Annotated in this window: 19 protein-coding genes; 1 reads left to right on the forward strand and 18 read right to left on the reverse strand. The window is 40.9% G+C overall.

Annotated elements, in window-relative coordinates; translation table 11 throughout:
- Window positions 1-95: 95 nt before the first annotated feature.
- The 12 genes from greA to JQ843_RS05565 all read right to left on the reverse strand — a co-directional run bounded on the left by greA (window position 96) and on the right by JQ843_RS05565 (window position 15,569).
- The gene (gene greA / locus JQ843_RS05510) at window positions 96-578 is read right to left on the reverse strand and encodes a transcription elongation factor GreA (protein ID WP_000818750.1); all 483 of its coding nucleotides are present in this window, start codon (window positions 576-578) and stop codon (window positions 96-98) included.
- 60 nt (window positions 579-638) lie between these two features.
- On the reverse strand, window positions 639-2,333 hold the full coding sequence (gene mltG, locus JQ843_RS05515) for an endolytic transglycosylase MltG (RefSeq protein ID WP_203213100.1): 1,695 nt from the start codon (window positions 2,331-2,333) through the stop codon (window positions 639-641).
- Window positions 2,334-2,412: 79 nt separating this feature from the next.
- Entirely contained in the window at window positions 2,413-2,907 is a 495-nt protein-coding gene (locus tag JQ843_RS05520) for a GNAT family N-acetyltransferase (RefSeq protein WP_203213101.1), read from the reverse strand.
- Window positions 2,904-3,371, reverse strand: coding sequence for a GNAT family N-acetyltransferase (locus JQ843_RS05525; protein WP_203213102.1), 468 nt, complete (start codon window positions 3,369-3,371; stop codon window positions 2,904-2,906). Before JQ843_RS05525 ends, JQ843_RS05520 begins: the two co-directional genes overlap by 4 nt.
- A 9-nt stretch (window positions 3,372-3,380) precedes the next feature.
- The gene (murC, locus tag JQ843_RS05530) at window positions 3,381-4,715 is read right to left on the reverse strand and encodes a UDP-N-acetylmuramate--L-alanine ligase (RefSeq protein ID WP_004269775.1); all 1,335 of its coding nucleotides are present in this window, start codon (window positions 4,713-4,715) and stop codon (window positions 3,381-3,383) included.
- A 10-nt stretch (window positions 4,716-4,725) separates the two neighbouring features.
- Window positions 4,726-5,343, reverse strand: a complete 618-nt coding sequence (locus JQ843_RS05535; RefSeq protein WP_203213103.1) for a divisome accessory protein ZapJ — start codon at window positions 5,341-5,343, stop codon at window positions 4,726-4,728.
- A gap of 47 nt (window positions 5,344-5,390) precedes the next feature.
- Window positions 5,391-8,489: a pilus expression-regulating Snf2 family helicase gene (locus JQ843_RS05540; RefSeq protein ID WP_203213104.1), complete on the reverse strand. Its 3,099-nt coding sequence runs from the start codon at window positions 8,487-8,489 to the stop codon at window positions 5,391-5,393.
- 92 nt (window positions 8,490-8,581) lie between these two features.
- Window positions 8,582-9,748 carry a MalY/PatB family protein gene (locus JQ843_RS05545; protein WP_203213105.1) on the reverse strand — a complete coding sequence of 389 codons (1,167 nt, stop codon included), beginning with the start codon at window positions 9,746-9,748 and terminating at the stop codon, window positions 8,582-8,584.
- A gap of 7 nt (window positions 9,749-9,755) precedes the next feature.
- Window positions 9,756-10,850, reverse strand: a complete 1,095-nt coding sequence (locus JQ843_RS05550) for a cystathionine gamma-synthase (RefSeq protein ID WP_203213106.1) — start codon at window positions 10,848-10,850, stop codon at window positions 9,756-9,758.
- Between the two features lie 164 nt (window positions 10,851-11,014).
- The gene (locus JQ843_RS05555; RefSeq protein WP_203213107.1) at window positions 11,015-11,470 is read right to left on the reverse strand and encodes a hypothetical protein; all 456 of its coding nucleotides are present in this window, start codon (window positions 11,468-11,470) and stop codon (window positions 11,015-11,017) included.
- 314 nt (window positions 11,471-11,784) lie between these two features.
- Window positions 11,785-13,743, reverse strand: coding sequence for a peptide ABC transporter substrate-binding protein (locus JQ843_RS05560; RefSeq protein ID WP_203213108.1), 1,959 nt, complete (start codon window positions 13,741-13,743; stop codon window positions 11,785-11,787).
- 203 nt (window positions 13,744-13,946) lie between these two features.
- Window positions 13,947-15,569, reverse strand: coding sequence for a putative polysaccharide biosynthesis protein (locus JQ843_RS05565; protein WP_203213109.1), 1,623 nt, complete (start codon window positions 15,567-15,569; stop codon window positions 13,947-13,949).
- A gap of 105 nt (window positions 15,570-15,674) precedes the next feature.
- Here JQ843_RS05565 and JQ843_RS05570 point away from each other — a divergent pair, with 105 nt between their 5' ends.
- Window positions 15,675-17,120, forward strand: a complete 1,446-nt coding sequence (locus JQ843_RS05570) for a UDP-N-acetylmuramoyl-L-alanyl-D-glutamate--L-lysine ligase (RefSeq protein ID WP_203213110.1) — start codon at window positions 15,675-15,677, stop codon at window positions 17,118-17,120.
- A gap of 46 nt (window positions 17,121-17,166) precedes the next feature.
- Here the strand turns inward: JQ843_RS05570 and JQ843_RS05575 are convergent, their stop codons facing one another.
- The 6 genes from JQ843_RS05575 to JQ843_RS05600 form a co-directional block, all read right to left on the reverse strand.
- Window positions 17,167-17,358, reverse strand: a complete 192-nt coding sequence (locus tag JQ843_RS05575; protein ID WP_000051182.1) for a CsbD family protein — start codon at window positions 17,356-17,358, stop codon at window positions 17,167-17,169.
- Window positions 17,359-17,459: 101 nt separating this feature from the next.
- A complete protein-coding gene (locus JQ843_RS05580; RefSeq protein WP_203213111.1) occupies window positions 17,460-18,110 on the reverse strand; it encodes a DUF1803 domain-containing protein in 651 nt (216 codons plus the stop codon).
- Window positions 18,094-18,606, reverse strand: coding sequence for a YiiX/YebB-like N1pC/P60 family cysteine hydrolase (locus tag JQ843_RS05585; RefSeq protein ID WP_203213112.1), 513 nt, complete (start codon window positions 18,604-18,606; stop codon window positions 18,094-18,096). Before JQ843_RS05585 ends, JQ843_RS05580 begins: the two co-directional genes overlap by 17 nt.
- Window positions 18,607-18,692: 86 nt before the next feature.
- Window positions 18,693-19,628 carry a manganese-dependent inorganic pyrophosphatase gene (locus JQ843_RS05590; RefSeq protein ID WP_024057729.1) on the reverse strand — a complete coding sequence of 312 codons (936 nt, stop codon included), beginning with the start codon at window positions 19,626-19,628 and terminating at the stop codon, window positions 18,693-18,695.
- Between the two features lie 178 nt (window positions 19,629-19,806).
- The gene (locus JQ843_RS05595; protein ID WP_078238121.1) at window positions 19,807-20,103 is read right to left on the reverse strand and encodes a GIY-YIG nuclease family protein; all 297 of its coding nucleotides are present in this window, start codon (window positions 20,101-20,103) and stop codon (window positions 19,807-19,809) included.
- Complete coding sequence (locus JQ843_RS05600) at window positions 20,093-20,842, reverse strand: tRNA1(Val) (adenine(37)-N6)-methyltransferase (RefSeq protein WP_000390769.1); 750 nt, start codon at window positions 20,840-20,842, stop codon at window positions 20,093-20,095. The genes JQ843_RS05595 and JQ843_RS05600 overlap by 11 nt, the downstream gene beginning before the upstream one ends.
- Window positions 20,843-20,859: the final 17 nt, after the last annotated feature.

The following is a 20,859-nucleotide window of genomic DNA, read 5'->3' on the forward strand; positions in this document are numbered from 1 at the left end:
TACGCTGACGTGGTTTGAATTTGATTTTCGAAGAGTATCAAAATGGAAAAAGGAGTGAGTGAAGCGCATCGCCTCCCCACTCCTTTTTTCTGTTTTTAAGCTGTTTTTTCAACCTTTAAGATTTTTACATCATAGCTACCAACAGGTGTTTCAATAGTTGCTGTGTCACCTGTTTTCTTGCCAATCAAAGCTTGTCCAATCGGGCTTTCATTTGAAACCTTACCTGCAAAGGCATCCGCACCAGCTGAACCTACGATAATATAAACTTCTTCTTCGTCCTCACCAATTTCTTGGATAGTAACTGTTTTACCAATCGCTACTTCGTCTTGGGCAACTGAGTCGCTATTAACGATTTCAGCATAACGAATTTTTGTTTCCAAGCTAGAGATTTGTCCTTCAACAAAGGCTTGTTCATCCTTAGCTGCTTCGTACTCACTGTTTTCAGAAAGGTCACCGTATGAACGAGCAATCTTAATGCGTTCTACAACTTCTGGTCGGCGGACCAACTTCAATTCTTCTAATTCTTTTTCAAGTTTTTCCTTTTCCGCAAGGGTCATAGGATATGTTTTTTCTGCCATTTTTCTCAACTTTCTTTCGATAGTATTGAATCTCTATCTGAGATTCTCATTTTTGTAGTCTTAGTTTGAACTACTATTTTGAGTAAGCTTGCTATTGACGTGCTCAGCTACATTACGATCATGTTCTTCTTGAGTAACTGCGTAATAGACTTTACCATCTGTAACATTGGCTACAAAGTATAGGTTCTCACTCTTTGTTTGGTTGATACTTGCCTCAATAGCGTCCTGACTTGGACTATCCACTGGACCAGGCATCAAACCAGGTTTTGTATAAACATTGTATGGTGAATTAATCGATGTGTCAATTCCAGCATCATCTGCTAGGCTGATATTTTGGCCAAGTTTCCCTTGGGCATACAAGATTGCAATATTGCTTTGAAGTGGCATACCAAGGTTCAAACGATTGTAGAAGACACCTGCAATCAACTTACGGTCTTCAGTCTTAGCACCTTCTTTTTCAACAAGTGAAGCAATTGTTAGCAATTCATTAACTGTCAAGTTTTTAGACTTGATTGCACTATAGTGCGGAGTCAAGGTCTTATCCATAGCTGCCAACATCTCATCAATCAAACTTTCAATAGTCGTGCTTTCCTTGATAGAGTAGGTCGCTGGGAAAAGATAACCTTCCAAACGGTAACGAGCTCCACTTTCTTTCGTTGGCAAGCTTTCGAGTAGGTTTGGATATTTAGCAACTTCTTGACTGATAAAGTTGTCATCTTGCACTTTAGCCAAGAAAGCTTCCGCTGTCAAAGGTTCTTTAAATTCACCTTGTAATTGGCCTACAGCTTGGGCAATTTGCTCAATTGTATATCCCTCTGGAATGGTCAAATCTGCAAGTGAAGGTTCTTGAGGTTCAGGAGTACCACCTTTTTGGAGTTCTTTGATGATATCCTCTGTACTCATGCTCTTTTGCAAATTGTAATATCCAGCCTTCAAATCTGAATAATTCTTATATTTAGCATAAAAAGCAAAAATCACTCCGTGTTTAATCACACCAGAATGTTCAAGTGCTGATCCAATCTCTTGGACATTGGATCCTTCTGGGATTTGAACCGTTACATATTCCTTAGAATTTGCATCAACTGGTAATATAGATGACTGAACATACTGGTAACCGAAGTAACCACCTGCCGAAATCAAGGCAAGGAAAATCAGTAGAGAAATGAAGAAAGCCTTCAGATGTGATTTTTTCTTCTTGACTGGTTTAACTGTCTCACGGCGACTACGACGTGGAGTTTCAGAAATAGCTTCAACAGCTTCCGATTCCGTAACTGGTTCTGGTTTTGTTACTTCTTTCTGAGGCTCTTTTTTAGCTTCAGTCTTATAAGAAACAGCTACTCTTGTTGGAGTTGTGTTCAAATCTCTTTCGACCTTTTGTGGGCGACTAGTCTCTGGTCCTGGAACCGGTCTTGATGAACTTGCTTCAGCTGGTGAAGCTGGAACATCTTGACTAGGGTGACTAGGAACGATTGGAGCTTCCTCTCTTAGTTTCTCCGCCGGTGATGCAGGCACATCTTCACTAGGATGCTGTGGAACACGTGGTGCATTCTCCATAATTTTTTCAACAGCTGATAAGGATGCATTCATCACTTCTTCATCAGCAATTTTTGTGTCAGGGACAGACAAAGCTGATTTTTTTTCATCAAATTCAGCGGCCTCTTGACGAATCCCTTCATAACGTTTTACTTTTTCTAAATCACGTAAAATCTGCTCTTTAAAGCTTAATTTTTCGTCTTCTCTTGGCTTTTCACTCAAAAGTTTATCCTCCTCGTTGACAATCCATAATATTATATCTTAAAAACGAAAGAAAAGCAACCTAGCATGCTTTTCTAGCTTATTTTTTAGCTTCCCATACCATATCAAACCATGTTTCCCCTGCAAAGGTTGACTGGGACTTACCTTCATTGACAAATCCATGCTTTTCGTAGTAGGCGATGAGATAGTCATGACAGGTTAGGTTAATGCCTTCTCTTTCGTGTTCAAGAGCCAGTTCTTTCATGGCTGTTAGTAATTTTTGACCCAGTCCAAGTCCCTGTGATTCTTTGGCAATAGAAAGACAGGTCACAGAGATATAACCACCAGACTCATGACTATAATCTTCTATCTCTTCTGTAAAAGACTGATCTTGCAGATGGCGGTGTAGTGCAACTGGCCCTTCTATATACCCCATGATTCTACCTTCTTTTTCTGCAACCAGAAAAGAGGTCCGAATCTCTCGCAAATGCGCCTCAAAAATAGAGCGAGGAATGGCTTCTTCAATCGAGAAATTTTCTAGTTCAATCTCAACGATACGATCTAAATCTTCCAATCTTGCTTTCCTGATTTTCATTGCGCCTCCAGATAAAAGGGATTAAACCAAATCATACTAAAACCTTGACTAGCTACATAAAGCGAAGTTGCTTCTTCCTCATCAATAAAACCGTTCATTTCAAAATAGGAAAGCAACTCATCCGGACTCTTCAAACGAATAGCTTTGTAATCCAGCTCTACTGTCACCTCTTTCAAAGCCGCAAGAAGAAGCGTGCCCAAGCCCTGTCTCTGATGGTCAGACTCAATGACTAAAGAATGTATTTCTAGACATTGCGGATTGTGTGGGTAAGGACCACCTAGAACATAGCCTAGAAGCTGATTTTCATCCCTAGCTAGAAGAAAGGTATCCGCACACTTACGGATACTTTCTTCTAAAATATGGAAAGGTTGCTGCTTTTCAGCTGGAAAAGATGAGGCCTGAAGTGCCTCTATCTCAGTTAAATCAGACTTACTTGCCCGAATGATCTTAATTGGAATTTCCATGAGAACTTCCTATTGAACATTGCTTGTCAAATTAGACAAGAGACGCTCGAATGAATATTCATAGGTTTGGATATCTCCTGCTCCCATAAAGACATAGACAGCATTGTCATGGTCTAGGAGTGGAGAAACATTTTCAACAGTGATAACTTGGTGTTTCTTATTGATTTTATTGGCTAGGTCTTCTACCTTAACATCACCATGGTCTACTTCACGAGCAGATCCATAGATTTGTGCTAAGTAAACCGCATCCGCTTGATTCAAAGCGTGAGCAAATTCGTCCAACAAGGCAATGGTTCTTGTAAAAGTATGCGGTTGGAAGACTGCAACAATTTCCTTGCTTGGATATTTCTGACGAGCCGCATCCAAGGTTGCAATGATTTCTGTTGGATGGTGGGCAAAATCATCGATAATCACCGTGTCATTGACAATTTTTTCTGTGAAACGACGCTTAACACCGGCAAATGTTTTCAAGTGTTCACGCACCAAGTTCAAATCAAAGCCTGCTGTGTACAGCAATCCGATGACTGCTGTCGCATTCATGATATTGTGACGACCAAAGGTTGGGATGTGGAATTGTCCCAACTCTTGTCCACGGAAGTGAACAGTGAAGGTTGAACCAGTTGTAGAACGGAGAAGGTCGCTAGCTACAAAGTCATTTCCTTCAGCTTCAAAGCCATAATAATAGATTGGTGCATCAGACGTAATTTTACGTAATTCTGCATCTTCACCATAGACAAAGAGACCCTTAGTAATTTGTTTAGCATAGTCGTTAAAAGCATTGAAAACATCCTCTAGACTTGTGAAGTAGTCTGGATGGTCAAAGTCAATATTGGTGATGATAGAGTATTCTGGGTGGTAAGGCATGAAGTGACGCTCATATTCGTCAGATTCAAAGACAAAATACTTGGCATTGGCTGAACCACGACCTGTCCCGTCTCCAATCAAGAAGCTAGTATCTGTGATATGAGACAAGACATGAGATAACATACCTGTCGTTGAAGTTTTTCCATGCGCTCCAGCAACTCCCATGCTGACAAAATCACGCATAAAGCTACCTAGGAATTCATGGTAACGTTTGTAGCTGATGCCATTTTGATCCGCATAGGCAATTTCGACATTGTTATCTGGACGAAAGGCATTTCCAGCGATAATTTCCATATCTCCATCTAGATTCTTTTCATCAAAAGGAAGAATGGTAATTCCTGCCTGCTCAAGACCACGTTGAGTAAAGTAGTACTTTTCAACATCTGATCCCTGTACCTTATGCCCCATTTGGTGCAACATCAAGGCCAAGGCACTCATACCTGATCCCTTAATTCCGATAAAATGATATGTCTTTGACATGTTTTCTCCCCTATTCCGTAATTCTTGTCAGATTCAACTCTTGGGCAACCTGACGTTCTTGTTCTTTTTGTTGATTCTTTTTATTGTAGATTTGGCTCTTCTTCAGAAAATCATAGTTGTTTTTCTTTGGGCCTGCAGTCTCTGCTTGCTCAGTTTGAGTAGAAATATGGCTCACTTCTTCCGCCAAGATATAATGAGACTGGGTCAATTTTTGACTGTATTTGACAAATTCACCAGGATTTTCCTTTTGGAAAGGCGCTGTCGGTTGATTGCCCTGTCTAACCATGCTTGGTTGAGAGTGGCGTCTTGTAGGAGGGATATCCTTGGTCAGATAGCTTGCTGAGCGTTTCTTTTTCAAGTCCGCACGCGCTTCTTCACGTGCAACCTCCGCATAGCTCTTTCCTTCTTTTTTAACTCCTAAGCCAGCCTTCTTAGGTTTCTCTACTGGCTTTTCAATCGGTTTTGCTGGTTTTTCTTCAGTAATAGGGGCCCACTCCAGATAATTCTTATCACGGTATTCTCCCTTGATATTACTGATAAAGTCAGATTCATCATAGAGGTCCATAACCGGCATCTCAGTCAGCATGACCTCATCATCTGACACCAATGGAAATCGTTCTTCTCTCATTTTCTATTTCCTTTCAACACTTCATTATAGCGTATTGTCTTGATTTTTCAAGTGCTGGCTTCAGAAATTCCCAAAATTTCTCTAATTTCTGCTAGGCTGAGACTGCCACGTGACTCTGTTCCATCCAATACTTGTGACACTAGATGTTTCTTTTGTTCTTGGAGTTCCTGAATTTTTTCTTCAATGGTTCCCCTGGTCACTAAGCGATAAACCTCAACCGTTTCTTCCTGACCTATCCGATGGGCACGGCCAATAGCTTGCGCTTCCACCGCAGGATTCCACCAAAGGTCAACCAAAATAACCGTATCAGCACCTGTCAGATTCAGACCGACACCACCAGCCTTGAGGGAAATCAGAAAGGCATCTCTTTCCCCTTGGTTAAAGGCTTTGGTCATATCTTGTCTTTCCTTGGCTGGGGTTGAACCCGTAATTTTAAAGGATGTCAAGCCCAAGTCTGGCAGTTCTTGTTCAATTTTCTCCAACATTCCCTTGAACTGTGAGAAAATCAAGACACGGTGTCCGCCGTCTGCCACCTGTACCAGCAAGTCTCGGAGACTATCCAATTTGCCACTGGCTCCCTGATAATCTTCCATAAAGAGAGCAGGGGTGTCACAGATTTGGCGCAAGCGCATCAGACCAGACAAGATTTCCACCCGACTTCGCTGGAATTCCTGATCTGACACTTGAGCTAGACGGTCCCGCATCTGTTGCAACTGGGCTAGGTAGATAGCCTTTTGCTGGTCTTCCAGTTCATTTTTATAAACCACTTCAATCAAGTCTGGCAATTCAGTCAGAACTTCTTCTTTCTTGCGCCGCATCACGAAAGGTTTGATAAACTGAGCAACGCGCTCAGCTGGTAATTTCATAAATTCTTTCTTGCTTGGCAAAAGTCCTGGCATGACGATTTGGAAAATAGACCACAACTCACCCAGATGGTTTTCAATAGGAGTTCCTGACAAGGCAAAAACTGACGGTACCACAAATTGTCTCAAGGTCTGAGCAATCTTAGTCTGGGCGTTCTTCATGACCTGAGCCTCATCTAAGAAAAGGAAGTCAAAGGCCATCCCCTGATAAAGCTCACTGTCCTGACGGAAGGTAGCATAGCTCGTCACATAGATTTGATGGCTTTCAGCAAGAATCTCCTCACGATTAGCTTTCAATCCATGAACAACAGCTACATCCAACTGTGGGGCAAATTTCTGAAACTCATCTGCCCAGTTATAGATTAAACCTGACGGAGCTAAAATCAAGACCCGACTTTCTTTTGTCACTTGACTAGTCAAAAAAGCAATGGTCTGCAGGGTTTTCCCAAGTCCCATATCATCAGCCAAAATCCCTCCAAAACCATAATAATGGAGCATTTGTAGCCAGCCGATTCCCTTTTCCTGATAATCTCGCAAGTCAGCCTGAACCTGCGTTGCTTGTCGAGGGAAGTCCTCTGGATGCGTCAAATCGTGAGCCAGATTCTGGAATTCTTGTGAAAAAGAAACACGATCTCGTCCTTCAAAGAGATGAGCTAAACTATAAGCCAAGGATTTTCGAGCCTGCAAGGCCCCATCTTTTAATTCAAACTGCCCCAGTTCCTGTAGATTTTGGCGAATTTTCTTGGTTTCTTCATCAAAAAAGTAGACTTGATTAGACGAACCAATGTAAAAATCTTGATTGGCAACCAAGGCCTGCATGGCTTGGTCGATTTCCTCTTGGGCAATATCTTGAAAATCAAATTGGATTTCCAAGAGGCCTCCCTTGGAAGCAATCTGCACTTGAGGGCTTGCTAGGTTATAGAGTTCTTCTAGCTTGTCTGATAGGTCAACATTTCCGAGTTTTTCAAAAACTGGAATGATTTCATGGAAGAAATGATAGACAGACTCTGCTTTTAAGGCCTGACGCCAAGATTGAAAGTCTGCTTCAAATCCCGTTGCCAAACAGATTTGAAAAACTCTTTCTTCTAAGTCAGCATCACTCGAAAATGGTAATTCTTCTAACTCTTGTCGGCTAGATACCTGCTTATCTCCATAATCAAACTGAATTTCTAAACGAATCCGATTATCCTCTTCCCTGTCAAAATAAAAAGAGGGTGCAAAAGTTTTGATTTGTAGACGTTCTGGAGCTGAAACGGTGCCCATTTGGCCAAAGAGCGTTAGACAGGAAGCCAATTTGTCTCGATCACTACTATCAAATTGCAGGTATTTCTTTCCATGTTGATCCAAAGGCAGCGCTTTGATTTCCTTGAGAAGACGCATCTGCTGGTCTGTTAGAAAATAAACCTGTCCTTTATGGAAAAGCACAGTTCCCTGATAAAAGACATTGACCCTTGGACTCTCACTGATTTCCATTTCAAAATAATCTAAGTATTCTGTTACTGTAAAGGTAAATAGATTGGCACCAGCATGCATATCCTGAAAAAGTAGGGTCTGGTAGCTATCCACTTGGTGGTCAAATTGAAAATGGGGCAAGGTCATCAGTAAATTCACACCCTGCTCAAAAAATGTCAGAGGGAAAAAGAGATGCCTACCTTGGTTTTGGAAAAAGAGCTCTGGAGCCTGTCCTTCCTCCATCAGTCCACGCAAGAAAGTCAGAAGTTCTTGGCTGGCCTCATCAAAGGATTCCCAAGAAAGAGACTCCTCATAAATCTTGCCAATCATATAAGGTTTTCTCTTCTCGACGACTTTTAAAAAGAGTGGAATCTCCCGAATAACATAGTATTTTTGGCTATTGATTTGCCCGATTCTCAGGGTCCACAAGATATGATTGGTTCCTGCTTCCACTTGACCCACAGCCGATAATTCATAGGCTCGTTCTGATTTTGGAGATAAGATTCGGTCCAAAAACTTGCCACCCAAGGTCACCTTGGTTTCAACGGCCTCTTTTTCTTCATGACCTTCTTCCAGACTCTGCAAGATTTCCTGACCCCGCTCATCATTTTTCAAAAAATGCTCCAGCGCCGCCAAATGCACACAGTAGCCTCTCTTTTGGAAAAAATCGCAGGCGCAAAAAACCAAATCATCCTCTAAACTATAGCGCAGTTCTTCTTCTGCAACGCGAGCGTAGAGCCGATTGTTCTTTTCCTTGATGATGTCAACCTTACCAGTTTCATAAAGGGCAACGCCTTCGATACGGACTTTCCCCGGAATCAATTTAGCCATATTTTTACCTTTACCTTATCTTTTTATTATACCATATTTTCCCCTATGAAAATAGCCTTCTAAGGATACTTTTCTCCTAGAAGGCTGGATTTTTAACGTTTGGCAAAAGTCGTCACAATCCGCTGACAAACTTCTTGCAACAGAGATTTAGGCATAGCTACATTGAGGCGGGCATGGAGACTTCCTTCCTCTCCAAAATCCAAACCACAATTGAGGATAACCTTGGCTTCATTTCTCAAAAGCTCTTGTAATTTTTCATCAGTCAGGTCATAGGCTGAAAAATCAAGCCAAATCAAGTAGGTTCCTTGCGGTTTCATGACCTTGATTTTAGTCTCTTTTCCAAATAGTTCCACCACATAATTGATGTGGTCTTCAAAGACTTGCTTGAGTTCCTCTAACCAATCTTTACCGTATCGATAGGCAGCTTCTGTCGCCAAATAACCCAAGCCTGAAATTTCATGCTGGTTATTGGCCAACTGGCGTTTCTGATAAGCCACTCGCAACTTAGGATTTTCAATGACTGCATAGGAATTTTTTGTTCCAGCGATGTTAAAGGTTTTAGTGGCACTGCTCAAGACGATAGCAAAATCTTTGAAGGCAGGATCAATGGTATTGAAGGAATGATGCTTGTGACCAAAGAGAGACAAATCTTGGTGAATCTCATCTGAAACCAAGAAAACACCGTGTTTTTGGCAGAGTTGGCCAATCTTCTCCAACACTTCCTTTTCCCACACACGTCCACCAGGATTGTGAGGGTTGCAAAGAATATAAAGTTTGACATCCTCTTCTACCAAATCCTTTTCAAGTCGGTCAAAGTCAATCTCAAACAGACCATCCTTTTCCACCAAAGAATTGGTAATCAATCTACGGTTATTCAACTTGACACTGCGTGCAAAGGGTGGATAGACAGGTGTGTTAATCAAAACCGCCTCGCCTTCTTTTGTAAAGGCTTGAATAGCTGTTGAGATGGCTGGTACCACACCCTCGATAAAGACAAGAGCCTCTTTGTCAAAGTGGTAACCGTGTTGTTTGGCTTCCCACTTTTGAACTTCCTTAATTAACTCTTCACTGGCATAGGTATAGCCATAAACCAGTTGATCAGCGTAAGTCTGCACGGCTTGGCGGATTTCAGGCAAGACTACAAAGTCCATATCCGCTATCCAAGCTGGTAGGACTTCACTATCTGTTTCTGCTTCTTTCCATTTATAGGTATGGTGCCCTAAACGATTGGGCAGGCTTGTAAAATCATATTTTCCCATCTTTGTCTTATCCTTCCAAGGCTTGGCGCAAATCTGCAATCAAATCTCTAGCATCCTCAATCCCAATCGACAAACGCAAGAGGTCATCTGTTAAACCATAAGAATGGCGCACTTCTGCTGGAATATCAGCGTGAGTTTGCGTCGTTGGATAAGTAATGAGACTTTCTACCCCACCCAAACTTTCCGCAAAAGAGAAGACCTTAAGACTGTTCAAAATGTGAGGAATGCGTGTTTCATCCGCTACTTTAAAGGAAATCATGCCTCCACGACCAGTGTAGAGAACTTCCTTAACTGCTGGAGAATCCTTCAAAAAGGCAACCACTTCTTGGGCGTTAGCTGTTGAGCGCTCCATACGAAGAGACAAGGTCTTGAGACCACGAATCAATTGATAACTGTCAAATGGAGACAAGACTGCCCCTGTCGTATTGAGATTGTAGAAAAGCTTTTCGTATAATTCTACACTATTGGTCACAACAACTCCAGCCAAGACATCATTGTGGCCTGCTAGATACTTGGTTGCTGAATGAAGAACAATATCTGCTCCATCTTCAATCGGACGTTGGTAGATAGGGCTGTAGAAAGTATTGTCCACCACCACTTTGGCACCCTTAGCATGAGCTAATTTGGCTAGTTTTTCGATATCAAATTCCAACATCAAAGGATTGGTTGGTGTTTCGATATAGAGGACATCCACGTCCTTTTCTAACTCGGCAATCAATTCTTCTTCTGTATTGGCATAGGTAAAATGGAAACGGCCTTCCTGCTCCACTTGGTTAAACCAGCGGAAAGAACCACCATAAAGGTCACGGACAGCCAAGACCTTACTTCCTACTGGAAAGACGCTAAAGGACAGTACAATTGCTGACATTCCTGAGCTAGTCGCTAGGGCATAGTCTGCTGATTCAATAGCCGCCAAGACTTCTTCCGCCTTACTACGAGTTGGGTTTTTGGTGCGCGTATAGTCAAATCCAGTAGATTTACCAAACTCTGGATGCTGATAGGTCGTTGAAAAATGAAGCGGTGTCACCAAAGCACCTGTCGCTTCATCTGACTTAATACCCGCCTGGGCCAAAATTGTGTTGATGTGTAATTCCTTGCTCATACAATACCTCCAAATCTATAGTAACTATTGTACCACTTATTTTCATCAACTCATTTTCTTCTTTTCAAGAGCTAGTTATAGTTTCAAACTATATACTTAGCTAGTAAAGCTAAAAAGAATCCAGAAAAGCTTCCAGATTCTTTTGTGACAATGATTGCTAGAGTTTACTTTGACTGAAAGAAATCCTGTTGGGCTAAATAGTCATAATGGTCTTTGTTAAATTGATATTGGCCCACATGCTGACTAATCTGACCAACATCCACGGAAAAAATATAGGCTTCATTTTGATAGTTCCAATTCAGCCTAACTGTATTCAAGACTGTCTTATAAGTAAAATCTTGAACTTGATTCCAAGGCATCTCTACGACGTGATTAGAATGATTTTCTGTTACATCACTGATGTCCATCAAGTAAATTCCCTTAGGTGTGAATGCCAGAATCTTAGGCTTCACACTCGACTGAACATAGTAGGAACCGCCTATAACGAAAAAATCAATAAAGGATTTCAACCATGTCTTTTTCTTGAAAGCCATAAGAAAATTCTTTTGCCCTTCAATATGGCAAGTTGAAAGAAATGATACAATCTGTTTTTCTGTTGCAAACTCCATAATAGCACCCATGATGTTACCTCCATAAAAATCACTAAATAGCCAGTTAAGAATTCTTCACTCAAAGAAGAACTTATCATTTGTTGCGTTTTATCTTACTTTTTCAGTAAATGACATTCCTCCTATAAAATCATCCTAGCATGTGTATACTTCCATTAACGCTGGAAGAGACTTTCGAAAATAGTTTCTCACGTTTTTGCTATATTCATTATAACATAAATTTAATAAACCAATTAAAAAATGTAAGCACTTTTCTTCCAAATTTGCCATCATTCTATTAAAAAACGACAGCTTCTTTCGAAACCATCGTTTTTCTTGAAAAATTCTTATTTGACATGTTTTGCCAATTCTTCTTGGGCTTTTTTATTGGATTCTTCTTTTTCTTTCAGCCATTTTTCTTTGGCTTTTTCATATTCATCTTTTGTGACTGTTTTATCTTGTACTTTGAGATATTTATATGATTCGATACCTTTATTACCAGCTAATGAATATGGTGTTGAGAAAGGAACGACTTTTCTCAATGTTGGTGTTCCACCCTTAGAAACATTTGGAATCGCTAAAGCGCTATCTACCAACCACGCTTGGATATCAGCATACTTTTCATAGCGTTTTGCAAGATCTTGTTCCTTATTGGCTTCTTCCAACATTTGAGTGTAGACATCCAGTCCAACAGCCTTGGCCTTATCATTGGCTTCACCTGGCTCTAAACCTAGATTTTGCAACAAACCACCAGAATTAAGGTTGAAGACATCAAGATAGGTTGAAGGATCTTGATAATCTGCACCCCAACCACCATTGTATAGATCATAATCCTTCTGAGCTGCTGTCTGAGCCAAATAGCTTGTATTATCATAGTCTTCAGTAGTAAGTTGTTGAATATCAATTACAACATTTTCTGCACCTAAAGCTGCTTCAATAGATTGCTTCATAGAATTTGCCTCTTGAACACCCTGTTTAGCAGCTTGGTCAACTGTCATGTCCAAATGGATAGGGAATTGGACTCCTTTAGCTTGGAGTTCTTTCTTAGCTTCAGCAAATTTAGCCTTGGCTTTTTCAGCATTGTAGTATGGATCCTGGGCATCCGCAAAGTTGATTCCTTGCCATTCCTTACCGTAGTTAACCATTTTAGACGCAACTACTTCACCAAAGTCTTTTCCATTGATACTTACGAAGTTTGGAGGAACGACCAGGTTACGTAAAATCTTAGTTGCACCATCCTCTCCTTGAGATTGAGCCCCGTAGGCTGTACGGTCATAGGCAAAGTTAATGGCTTGACGGAAGTTTTTATTAAGAACCGCTTCCTGAGTCGATTTCTTTTCAGCATCACTTGTCTTGGAAGTGAATTTATAAGATTTTCTATCTAGGTTAAAGTTTAAGAAGTAAGAAGTAGCATCTTGTAAACTATAAATGATATTGTCCTTATTCTTTTCTTTAACCCCTTCAAAGCTTGCACTATTTGGATAAAGACGAGCATAACTATATGCTCCCTCGACAAAGTTACGAGCTAGTGCATCTTGGTCACTACCATCATAATAAGCCAATTTCACATCATCTACAAAGACATTTTTAGCATCCCAGTAGTTCGGATTTTTCTTGAATTCAATGACAGATTTTGAAACAAAGGATTTCATCAAGAAAGGTCCATTGTACAAAATACTAGATGGATCTACCTTGCCAAAATCATCCCCTTTTGATTTCAAGAAATCAGCGTTAACTGGGAAGAGAATGGTTGAAGTTGTTTTTGAGTTCCAGTAAGATTCTGGTCGTGTCAAGGTATATTGTACAGTTTGGTCATCAAGAGCCTTAACTCCGACAGTTGAAAAGTCGCTTGTTTTACCATTAATGTAATCATCCAAACCTGCAACGGATTCTTGAACTAAGTACAAGGCTTCTGATTTTTTATCAGCTGCATATTTCAAACCAGTTACAAAATCTTGGGCAGTTACAGGGGCATATTCTTCTCCATCTGCAGTATACCATTTAGCATCTTTACGCAATTTGTAGGTATAGGTCAAGCCGTCTTGTGAAACACTCCAATCCTCTGCCAAGGATGGGATATAGTTCCCATACTGGTCATTTTCCATAAGACCATCTACTAGATTGGTCACAATATCATTGGTTGTTGCACGGTTTTCTGCTAGATAATTCAAACTAGATGGATCACTAGTATAAACATAGTTATATGTTTTTGACGCTGTACTAGAATTTCCACACGCACTCAATAAAATACCTGCACTTAACACGATACCTGCAAGTGCTGCATACTTGGCTTTAGACTTTTTCATCTCCAGAACCTCCTGATTTAAATATTTGTCTTATTATACAACTTGAGTTTTATTTAGTCAATAGCTTTTTAAGTAAAATTTAAGAAAAATAAAATTTCTATCTACAAACTATAGAAATTATTCTACAAAATAATAAAAAGAGAATAATTCAAGCATTTCATGATAGAAATGTTCAAATTATTCCTTTTATTTATAAATGTTTTTTAAGTTAATTTTAATTTGATTCGTAAGCGATCTGCTTGAACTTTTCCAATCACCTTGTCCAATAGACGGGTACGGAGACTCATGATTCCATAAACTCCTCCACCCATGGCACCGACAAGGGCTACATATAGAAAACTCCACAAACGTCCACTTGGTTGGAAGACAAATCCTAAAATCCACTGCAATGTCCCAACTACTAGAAACATGAAAAGAGTTAACAAACTGATTAAAATGGTTCGCTTCAAAATCACCTTGCGCTTAACACCAGTTACCTTGCAAATGTCCCGATACATCAAAACATTAGGAATGATGAGCCCAATTGTTGTAGAAATCAAAGGCCCGTAACTGTGAAACAGAGCGATGGTGGGAAGTTGCAAGACCAGCTTAGCAATGGAACCATAGATAAAATAGAGAACTGCCTTGCGGTTGCGGAACATGGCTTGAAGCATTGGAGACAAGACCATGTACAAGCCTAAAATAGTAGACTGCAAAACTGCAAAGACAAACAAGCCCATAGCCAAACTATCTGGCTTGCCATAGAAGACAGTATAGAGAGGTTCTCCTACCATAACCACTCCAACCGTTGCTGGTAGCAAGAATAGGAAAAGCATAGTGATGCTGTCCTGAACTAGACGAGAAGCCGCCTTCAAGTCCCCCTTAACATAGTTTTCAGTCAAAAGTGGCAAACCTACACTCCCAATCGAAACCCCAACAGAAATCAAAATCATAGTGATTTTATTAGGATTGGCAGAGAAATAAGAAAACATGACAACCAAGTCTTCATTACTATAGTTGGTAAACCAACTCATACTATTGATAAAGGTCATCTGGTCCAAAATCTGGAAAAGCTGGATAGCAGACCCTGTCAGGATAAAAGGAATGGCTTCCTTAATGGTGTCGACCAAAAGACGCTTGCTGTTTATCTTATCTCCTGTTTCAAGGACTCTTTTAAGTAATCCTTCTTTGGCAAGGAAATAGATCAAAACTGCAAAACTAGCTACCATGCCGACAAAGGCAGCAAAGGTGGATTGGGTAACCGCTGCTAGATAGTCTCCTGAGCCCATTTTCATAATCATAAAGGTAGCTAAGAGCATCCAGATAACACGAATGACCTGCTCAGCGATTTGGCTCATGGCATAAGGTTTCAGGTTATTCATCCCTTGGAAGAAACCTCGAATCACACTCATAGATGGGAAAATCAATACTGCCCAAGCCAAGCTCTGCATGATTGGGATTAAGTCTTTGCCCACGCCAGATAAGTCTGCTAGCCAAGGAGCAAAGATATACAAGACTAGTGCAAAAACTAGACCTAGTCCTGTCATAAATCCTAAAAAGCTCCGAATCAGGGCAAAGCTATGCTCTTCTTCTCGCATGGTATTGTACTTGGCCACTTGCTTGGCCACCGCAACTGGAATACCCGCTGTTGAAACCAGCAAGAACCAGGCATAGATATTGTAGCCCATGGTAAAGAGACCATTTGCTGTAGCCGCATAAGACCCCATCCATATATACCAAGGGATGATATAAATGGCACCGAGTAGACGACTGATAAAGTTACTAGCCGTTAGCCAAGCAGTCCCCCGTAACATCTGGGCCTGCTGGTGATTGTTTTCGTTAGACATAGATTCCTCGTTTAATTTTAATCACTAGGAAAAATTCCTCATCTTCCATTATAAACTTTTCCTTGTCACTTGTAAATTTACGACTTTCGGTTTACAATAGAAAGTATGATTAAGATTGAAACCGTATTAGATATTTTAAAGAAAGATGGTCTCTTCCGTGAGATTATCGACCAAGGACATTATCACTACAACTACAGCCATGTCGTATTTGACACCATCTGCTATGACAGCCGCAAGGCCAAAGAGAAGAGCCTCTTTTTCGTTAAAGGTGCTGCCTTTAAGAAGGAATTTCTGATTTCTGCCATCTCTCAAGGCCTCGGTTGGTATGTGGCTGAAAAAGACTATGAGGTTGGTATTCCTGCTATCATCGTCAGTGATATCAAGAAAGCCATGAGTTTGGTAGCTATGGAATTTTATGGCAATCCACAGAAAAAACTCAAACTCCTTGCCTTTACTGGTACTAAGGGTAAAACAACAGCAGCCTACTTCGCCTATAACATTTTATCTCAAGGGCATCGACCTGCTATGCTCTCGACCATGAATACAACTCTAGATGGCAAGACTTTCTTTAAGTCTGCATTGACAACCCCTGAGAGTATTGACCTCTTTGACATGATGAATCAAGCTGTGCAAAATGACCGTACTCACCTCATCATGGAGGTCTCCAGTCAGGCCTATCTGGTCAAACGTGTCTATGGTCTAACCTTTGATGTGGGAGTTTTCCTCAATATCAGCCCCGACCATATCGGCCCGATTGAACACCCTAGCTTTGAAGACTACTTCTACCACAAACGTCTCTTGATGGAAAATAGCCGAGCAGTCATCATTAACAGTGACATGGACCACTTTTCTGTCTTGAAAGAACAAGTCGATGATCAAGACCATGATTTCTACGGTAGTCAGTCGAGCAACCAAATCGAGAATTCCAAAGCCTTTAGTTTTTCAGCTACGAGTAAACTCGCTGGAGATTATGATATCCAACTCATTGGCCACTTCAATCAAGAAAATGCCGTTGCTGCTGGACTTGCTTGCCTCCGTCTCGGAGCTAGTCTTGAAGACATCAAAAAAGGAATCGCTGCAACCCGCGTTCCTGGTCGTATGGAAGTCCTCACCCAGAAAAATGGAGCCAAGGTCTTCATCGACTACGCCCACAATGGGGATAGTCTGAAAAAACTAATCAATGTTGTAGAAACTCATCAAACTGGAAAAATTGCTCTGGTTCTGGGTTCGACAGGAAATAAAGGAGAAAGCCGTCGTAAGGACTTTGGCCTCCTCCTCAATCAACACCCTGAGATTCAAGTCTTTTTGACTGCTGATGACCCTAACTATGAAGACCCAATGGCCATTGCAGATGAAATTAGTAGCTACATCAATCATCCTGTTGAAAAAATTGCGGATCGCCAAGAAGCCATCAAGGCAGCGATGGCTATCACAAATCACGAATTAGATGCAGTTATTATTGCTGGTAAGGGAGCCGATTGCTACCAAATCGTCCAAGGCAAGAAAGAAGTCTATCCAGGAGATGCAGCCGTCGCAGAAAATTATTTATAAGATAGTAAAAAATCAAGGGAAATGAAACCCTTGATTTTTTCTATTTTTATTTAAAAGCGTTTTTCAAACCTTCAACGGCACCTTCTACAGCACCTTTAGCATCTTCAACTACTTCTTTTGCCTTAGCAACTGTCTTTTCTACAGCGCCTTCTGCTTCAGTCTTGCCATCTCCAGTAACTTTACCAAATCCTTCTTTGATAGCGCCTGTTGCTTGTTCCAATTTGTTTTCAAGTGACATATGATTGTCTCCTTTAATTTTATTCCGATATGTGTTACCGGTTACATATAGTTTATACCGAATACTAAGGAAAGTCAAACAATGTGCTCAGAAACAAGAAATCAGACCAAGTAGAAAGTTAATCTCTCCTTATCCAAATCGATAGCCAACTCATACTTCCCCTCTTCATTTTGGACAATATAACCTAGGACGACCAAACTATCCACAAAGATATCACGGCGTTTCTGTATAAGCTGGTCTTTTCTGAGAAATTTCAACAAAAAAGTCGTCATATATTTGAGAGCATACTCAGGATTAACATCTCCCAAAATGTCATAGAGTTCCTGCTGTTTTTCTGTCAAAGGATACTGATGTTTGACCTTGTAGAAATAATTAGACAGGGTCATTTTTGATCTCGCAAAGTCTGTCTTTTCAACTAAAATAGCTGCATTGGTTTGATTTCGTAATTCCGTCTCAAAACGCTGCTCTAACAAGTCTTGATAGGCCGGACTATCTTCGCTGACAAAAATCTCTTGATCCAGTTCAAGACTATCGAGTGATTCAAGCATAGGAAGATTAAGGTAATAACGCTTATTTTCTCGTAGAATCAAACCTGCCTTTATATACTCTTCCATGAGTTTATCAACTGCAACATCTGGAAATCGAGCCTTAATTTCTCGCAAAATCACATCCTCATGCTGGTCCAGATAGCGGATCAATTCTCTAAAAAATGGCTGTCTCGTCAAACGAGATGGATTAAAAATCTGAATCATGAAGATTCCTTTCTTTACATTCTAACAGAGGCGATGCTGCCAACTGACTAGGATTGGTCCCAGCTTGGTTCAAAGGAACAGGCAGACCTAGTTCTCTGTAATACTCTCTCCAAAAATCACTAATCTCCTGCTCCCCATCTCCAAATTTCATGGGAATAGTTTCAAAAATAGGGAGAATTTCTGCCATGTACTGGGAACAGTAGAAACCAGGTCCAGCTGGATAGAAAGAAGCATTGTAGGGTGTTCCTAGATGTTTGCAAGCTTTTTCCTTCACAGACTGGATATCCATTTCTGGGTAGAAATAGAGGTCGTACAAGTGATTGGACTCAAAGAAGTCTACTGGTTCCTGACAGACAACACCAGCCTGTCCACTAGCGTGGTAAATCATCCCATCCAAACAAATCGCAACATGGTTATAGTTGCCTGTGGAAGTCTGGATGGCCTGTCCCATATCTGACTCATCTCTCACAAAAATCAAATCGCCATTTTCTAACATGCTTCACTCCTAGAAAAAAAGGAGCCGAAACTCCTTTCGATATAAGTCAAACTAGCCTTTCCTAATTTGAATTAACACTCAAAATCTTAAGCATTAAAGCTTTCAGTCAATTGAGGTACCACTTGTTTCTTACGTGAAACAGCACCAGCAAGGAAGGCATGATTGTTTTCAAGTTTGAAGTTGAAGGCTGCTTCAACCTTGCCCATGTTAGCACCAAGAGCCAAGATTTCTGAGTTTGAGTTGACGATATCTGTAATCATCAAGACAAAGTCAGAGTAGCCGTTTGCTGTGTTGGCAGCTTGCATTGCAGCTTCAATTTCTGCTTGACGTTCTAAAACTTCAGCGATGTCCACTGTGTTTACTTGGGCAACACGGACATTATTTCCGTTCAATTCAAAAGTTTTAGCATCGATGTCAATCAATTCTTCAGCAGATTTGCTAGCCAAGTTTGTACCAGCTTTCAACATAGCCAAACCATACTCTTCCAAGTTAACACCAGCCAATTCGGCCAATTCAGGAGCAATAACCTTATCTGTTGGGTGTGTTGTTGGTGATTTCAAAAGAAGGGTATCTGAAATCAAACCTGAAAGCATCAAACCAGCAATCTCTTTAGGCACAGCTACACCATGTTCTTTGAACATACGGTAAACGATTGAAGACGCTGAACCAACTGGCTCCAAACGCATGTAAAGTGGGCTTGCAGTTTCAAAGTTAGCCACACGGTGGTGGTCCACAACACCATAAACTTCTACTTCAGCGATATCTGATACAGATTGTTGGAATTCATTGTGGTCAGTCAGGATAACTTGCTCTGCACCTTCTGCTTTAGCAGAAGTGATGACACGCGGTGCTTCTACACCAAAATAGTTCAAGACAAAGGCTGTTTCTTCATTTGGAGTTCCAAGGGCAACAGCTTCCGTATCCAAACCATAAGCTTCTTTTGCAAGGTAGGCAAAGGCTACAGATGACCCGATGGCATCTGAGTCTGGATTTTGGTGACCAAATACTAGAATCTTAGACATGATAATACCTCATTTTGTTTATTCTCTTTATTGTAGCATTTTTTTCGCTTTTTGACAAAAGTAAGAGGAGTCAAAGGGCTCCTCACGATTCTTCAAAATAACTGATACTCTTCGAAAATCTCTTCAAACCACGTCAGCTTCGCCTTGCCGTACTCAAGTACTGCCTACGGCTAGCTTCCTAGTTTGCTCTTTGATTTTCATTGAGTATGAGCAAATTTCTATCTTGATTTTCAGATAAAAATCTTTCCTTCTGTGGCCTCTTCTTACGCTTGAGAAGGGCTTCAGCTGACATGGCTTCTTCCTTACTGGCAAAACCTTGAGCATAGATAAGTTTGACTGGCAAGCGTGCTCGTGTGTATTTGGCTCCCTTCCCACTATTGTGGACAGCGAGGCGTCTTCTCACATCAGTCGTATAGCCTGTATAGTAGGATCCGTCACGACACTCCAGCACGTACATATAAGCCTTATGATCCATAATAAATCTCTTCAAGTTCAGGCGTATAAGAGCCATCATCATTGTGAACAATGAGAGGTGGTAATACCTTAAAACCGCTTGTTGAACCATCCTTGATAGCCTCAATCAAAAGCATATTGGCTTCCTTTTCTCTTTTTGGATAAACAAACTGCAGGCGCTTAGGAGCTAGATTATGCCGTTGTAAGCTGTCCAAGATATCTAAAAGTCGATCAGGACGATGAACCATGGCCAAGCGTCCATTGGATTTGAGAATACTCTGGGCACTACGACAGATTTCCTGCAAATTGGTCGTGATTTCATGTCGCGCCAAGAGATAATGTTCACTCTCGTTCAGATTGGAATGAGGATCTACCTTGAAATAGGGCGGATTACACAAAATCATATCCACCTTACTTCCCTGGATGTAAGCAGGCATATTTTTCAAATCATCACAGATGACCTCCATCTGCTCTTCTAAACCATTCAAACGGACAGAGCGTTCAGCCATATCCGCCAAACGCTCCTGAATCTCAACAGCCAAAATCTGTGCCTGAGTCCGAGTGCTAGCAAATAGCCCTACCGCTCCATTTCCAGCGCAAAAATCCACTATCAAGCCCTTCTTAGGAAAACGTGGAAAACGTGACAAGAGAACACTATCCACCGAATAGCTAAAAACCTCTCTATTTTGAATGATTTTAATATCTGTCGAAAAGAGCTGGTTAATGCGCTCTCCTGATTTTAATAATTGTTCTTCTTCCATGGTCCTATTATAGCAAA

The sequence above is a fragment of the Streptococcus mitis genome, from assembly GCF_905187495.1.
GTDB classification, from domain to species: Bacteria; Bacillota; Bacilli; order Lactobacillales; family Streptococcaceae; genus Streptococcus; species Streptococcus mitis_CU.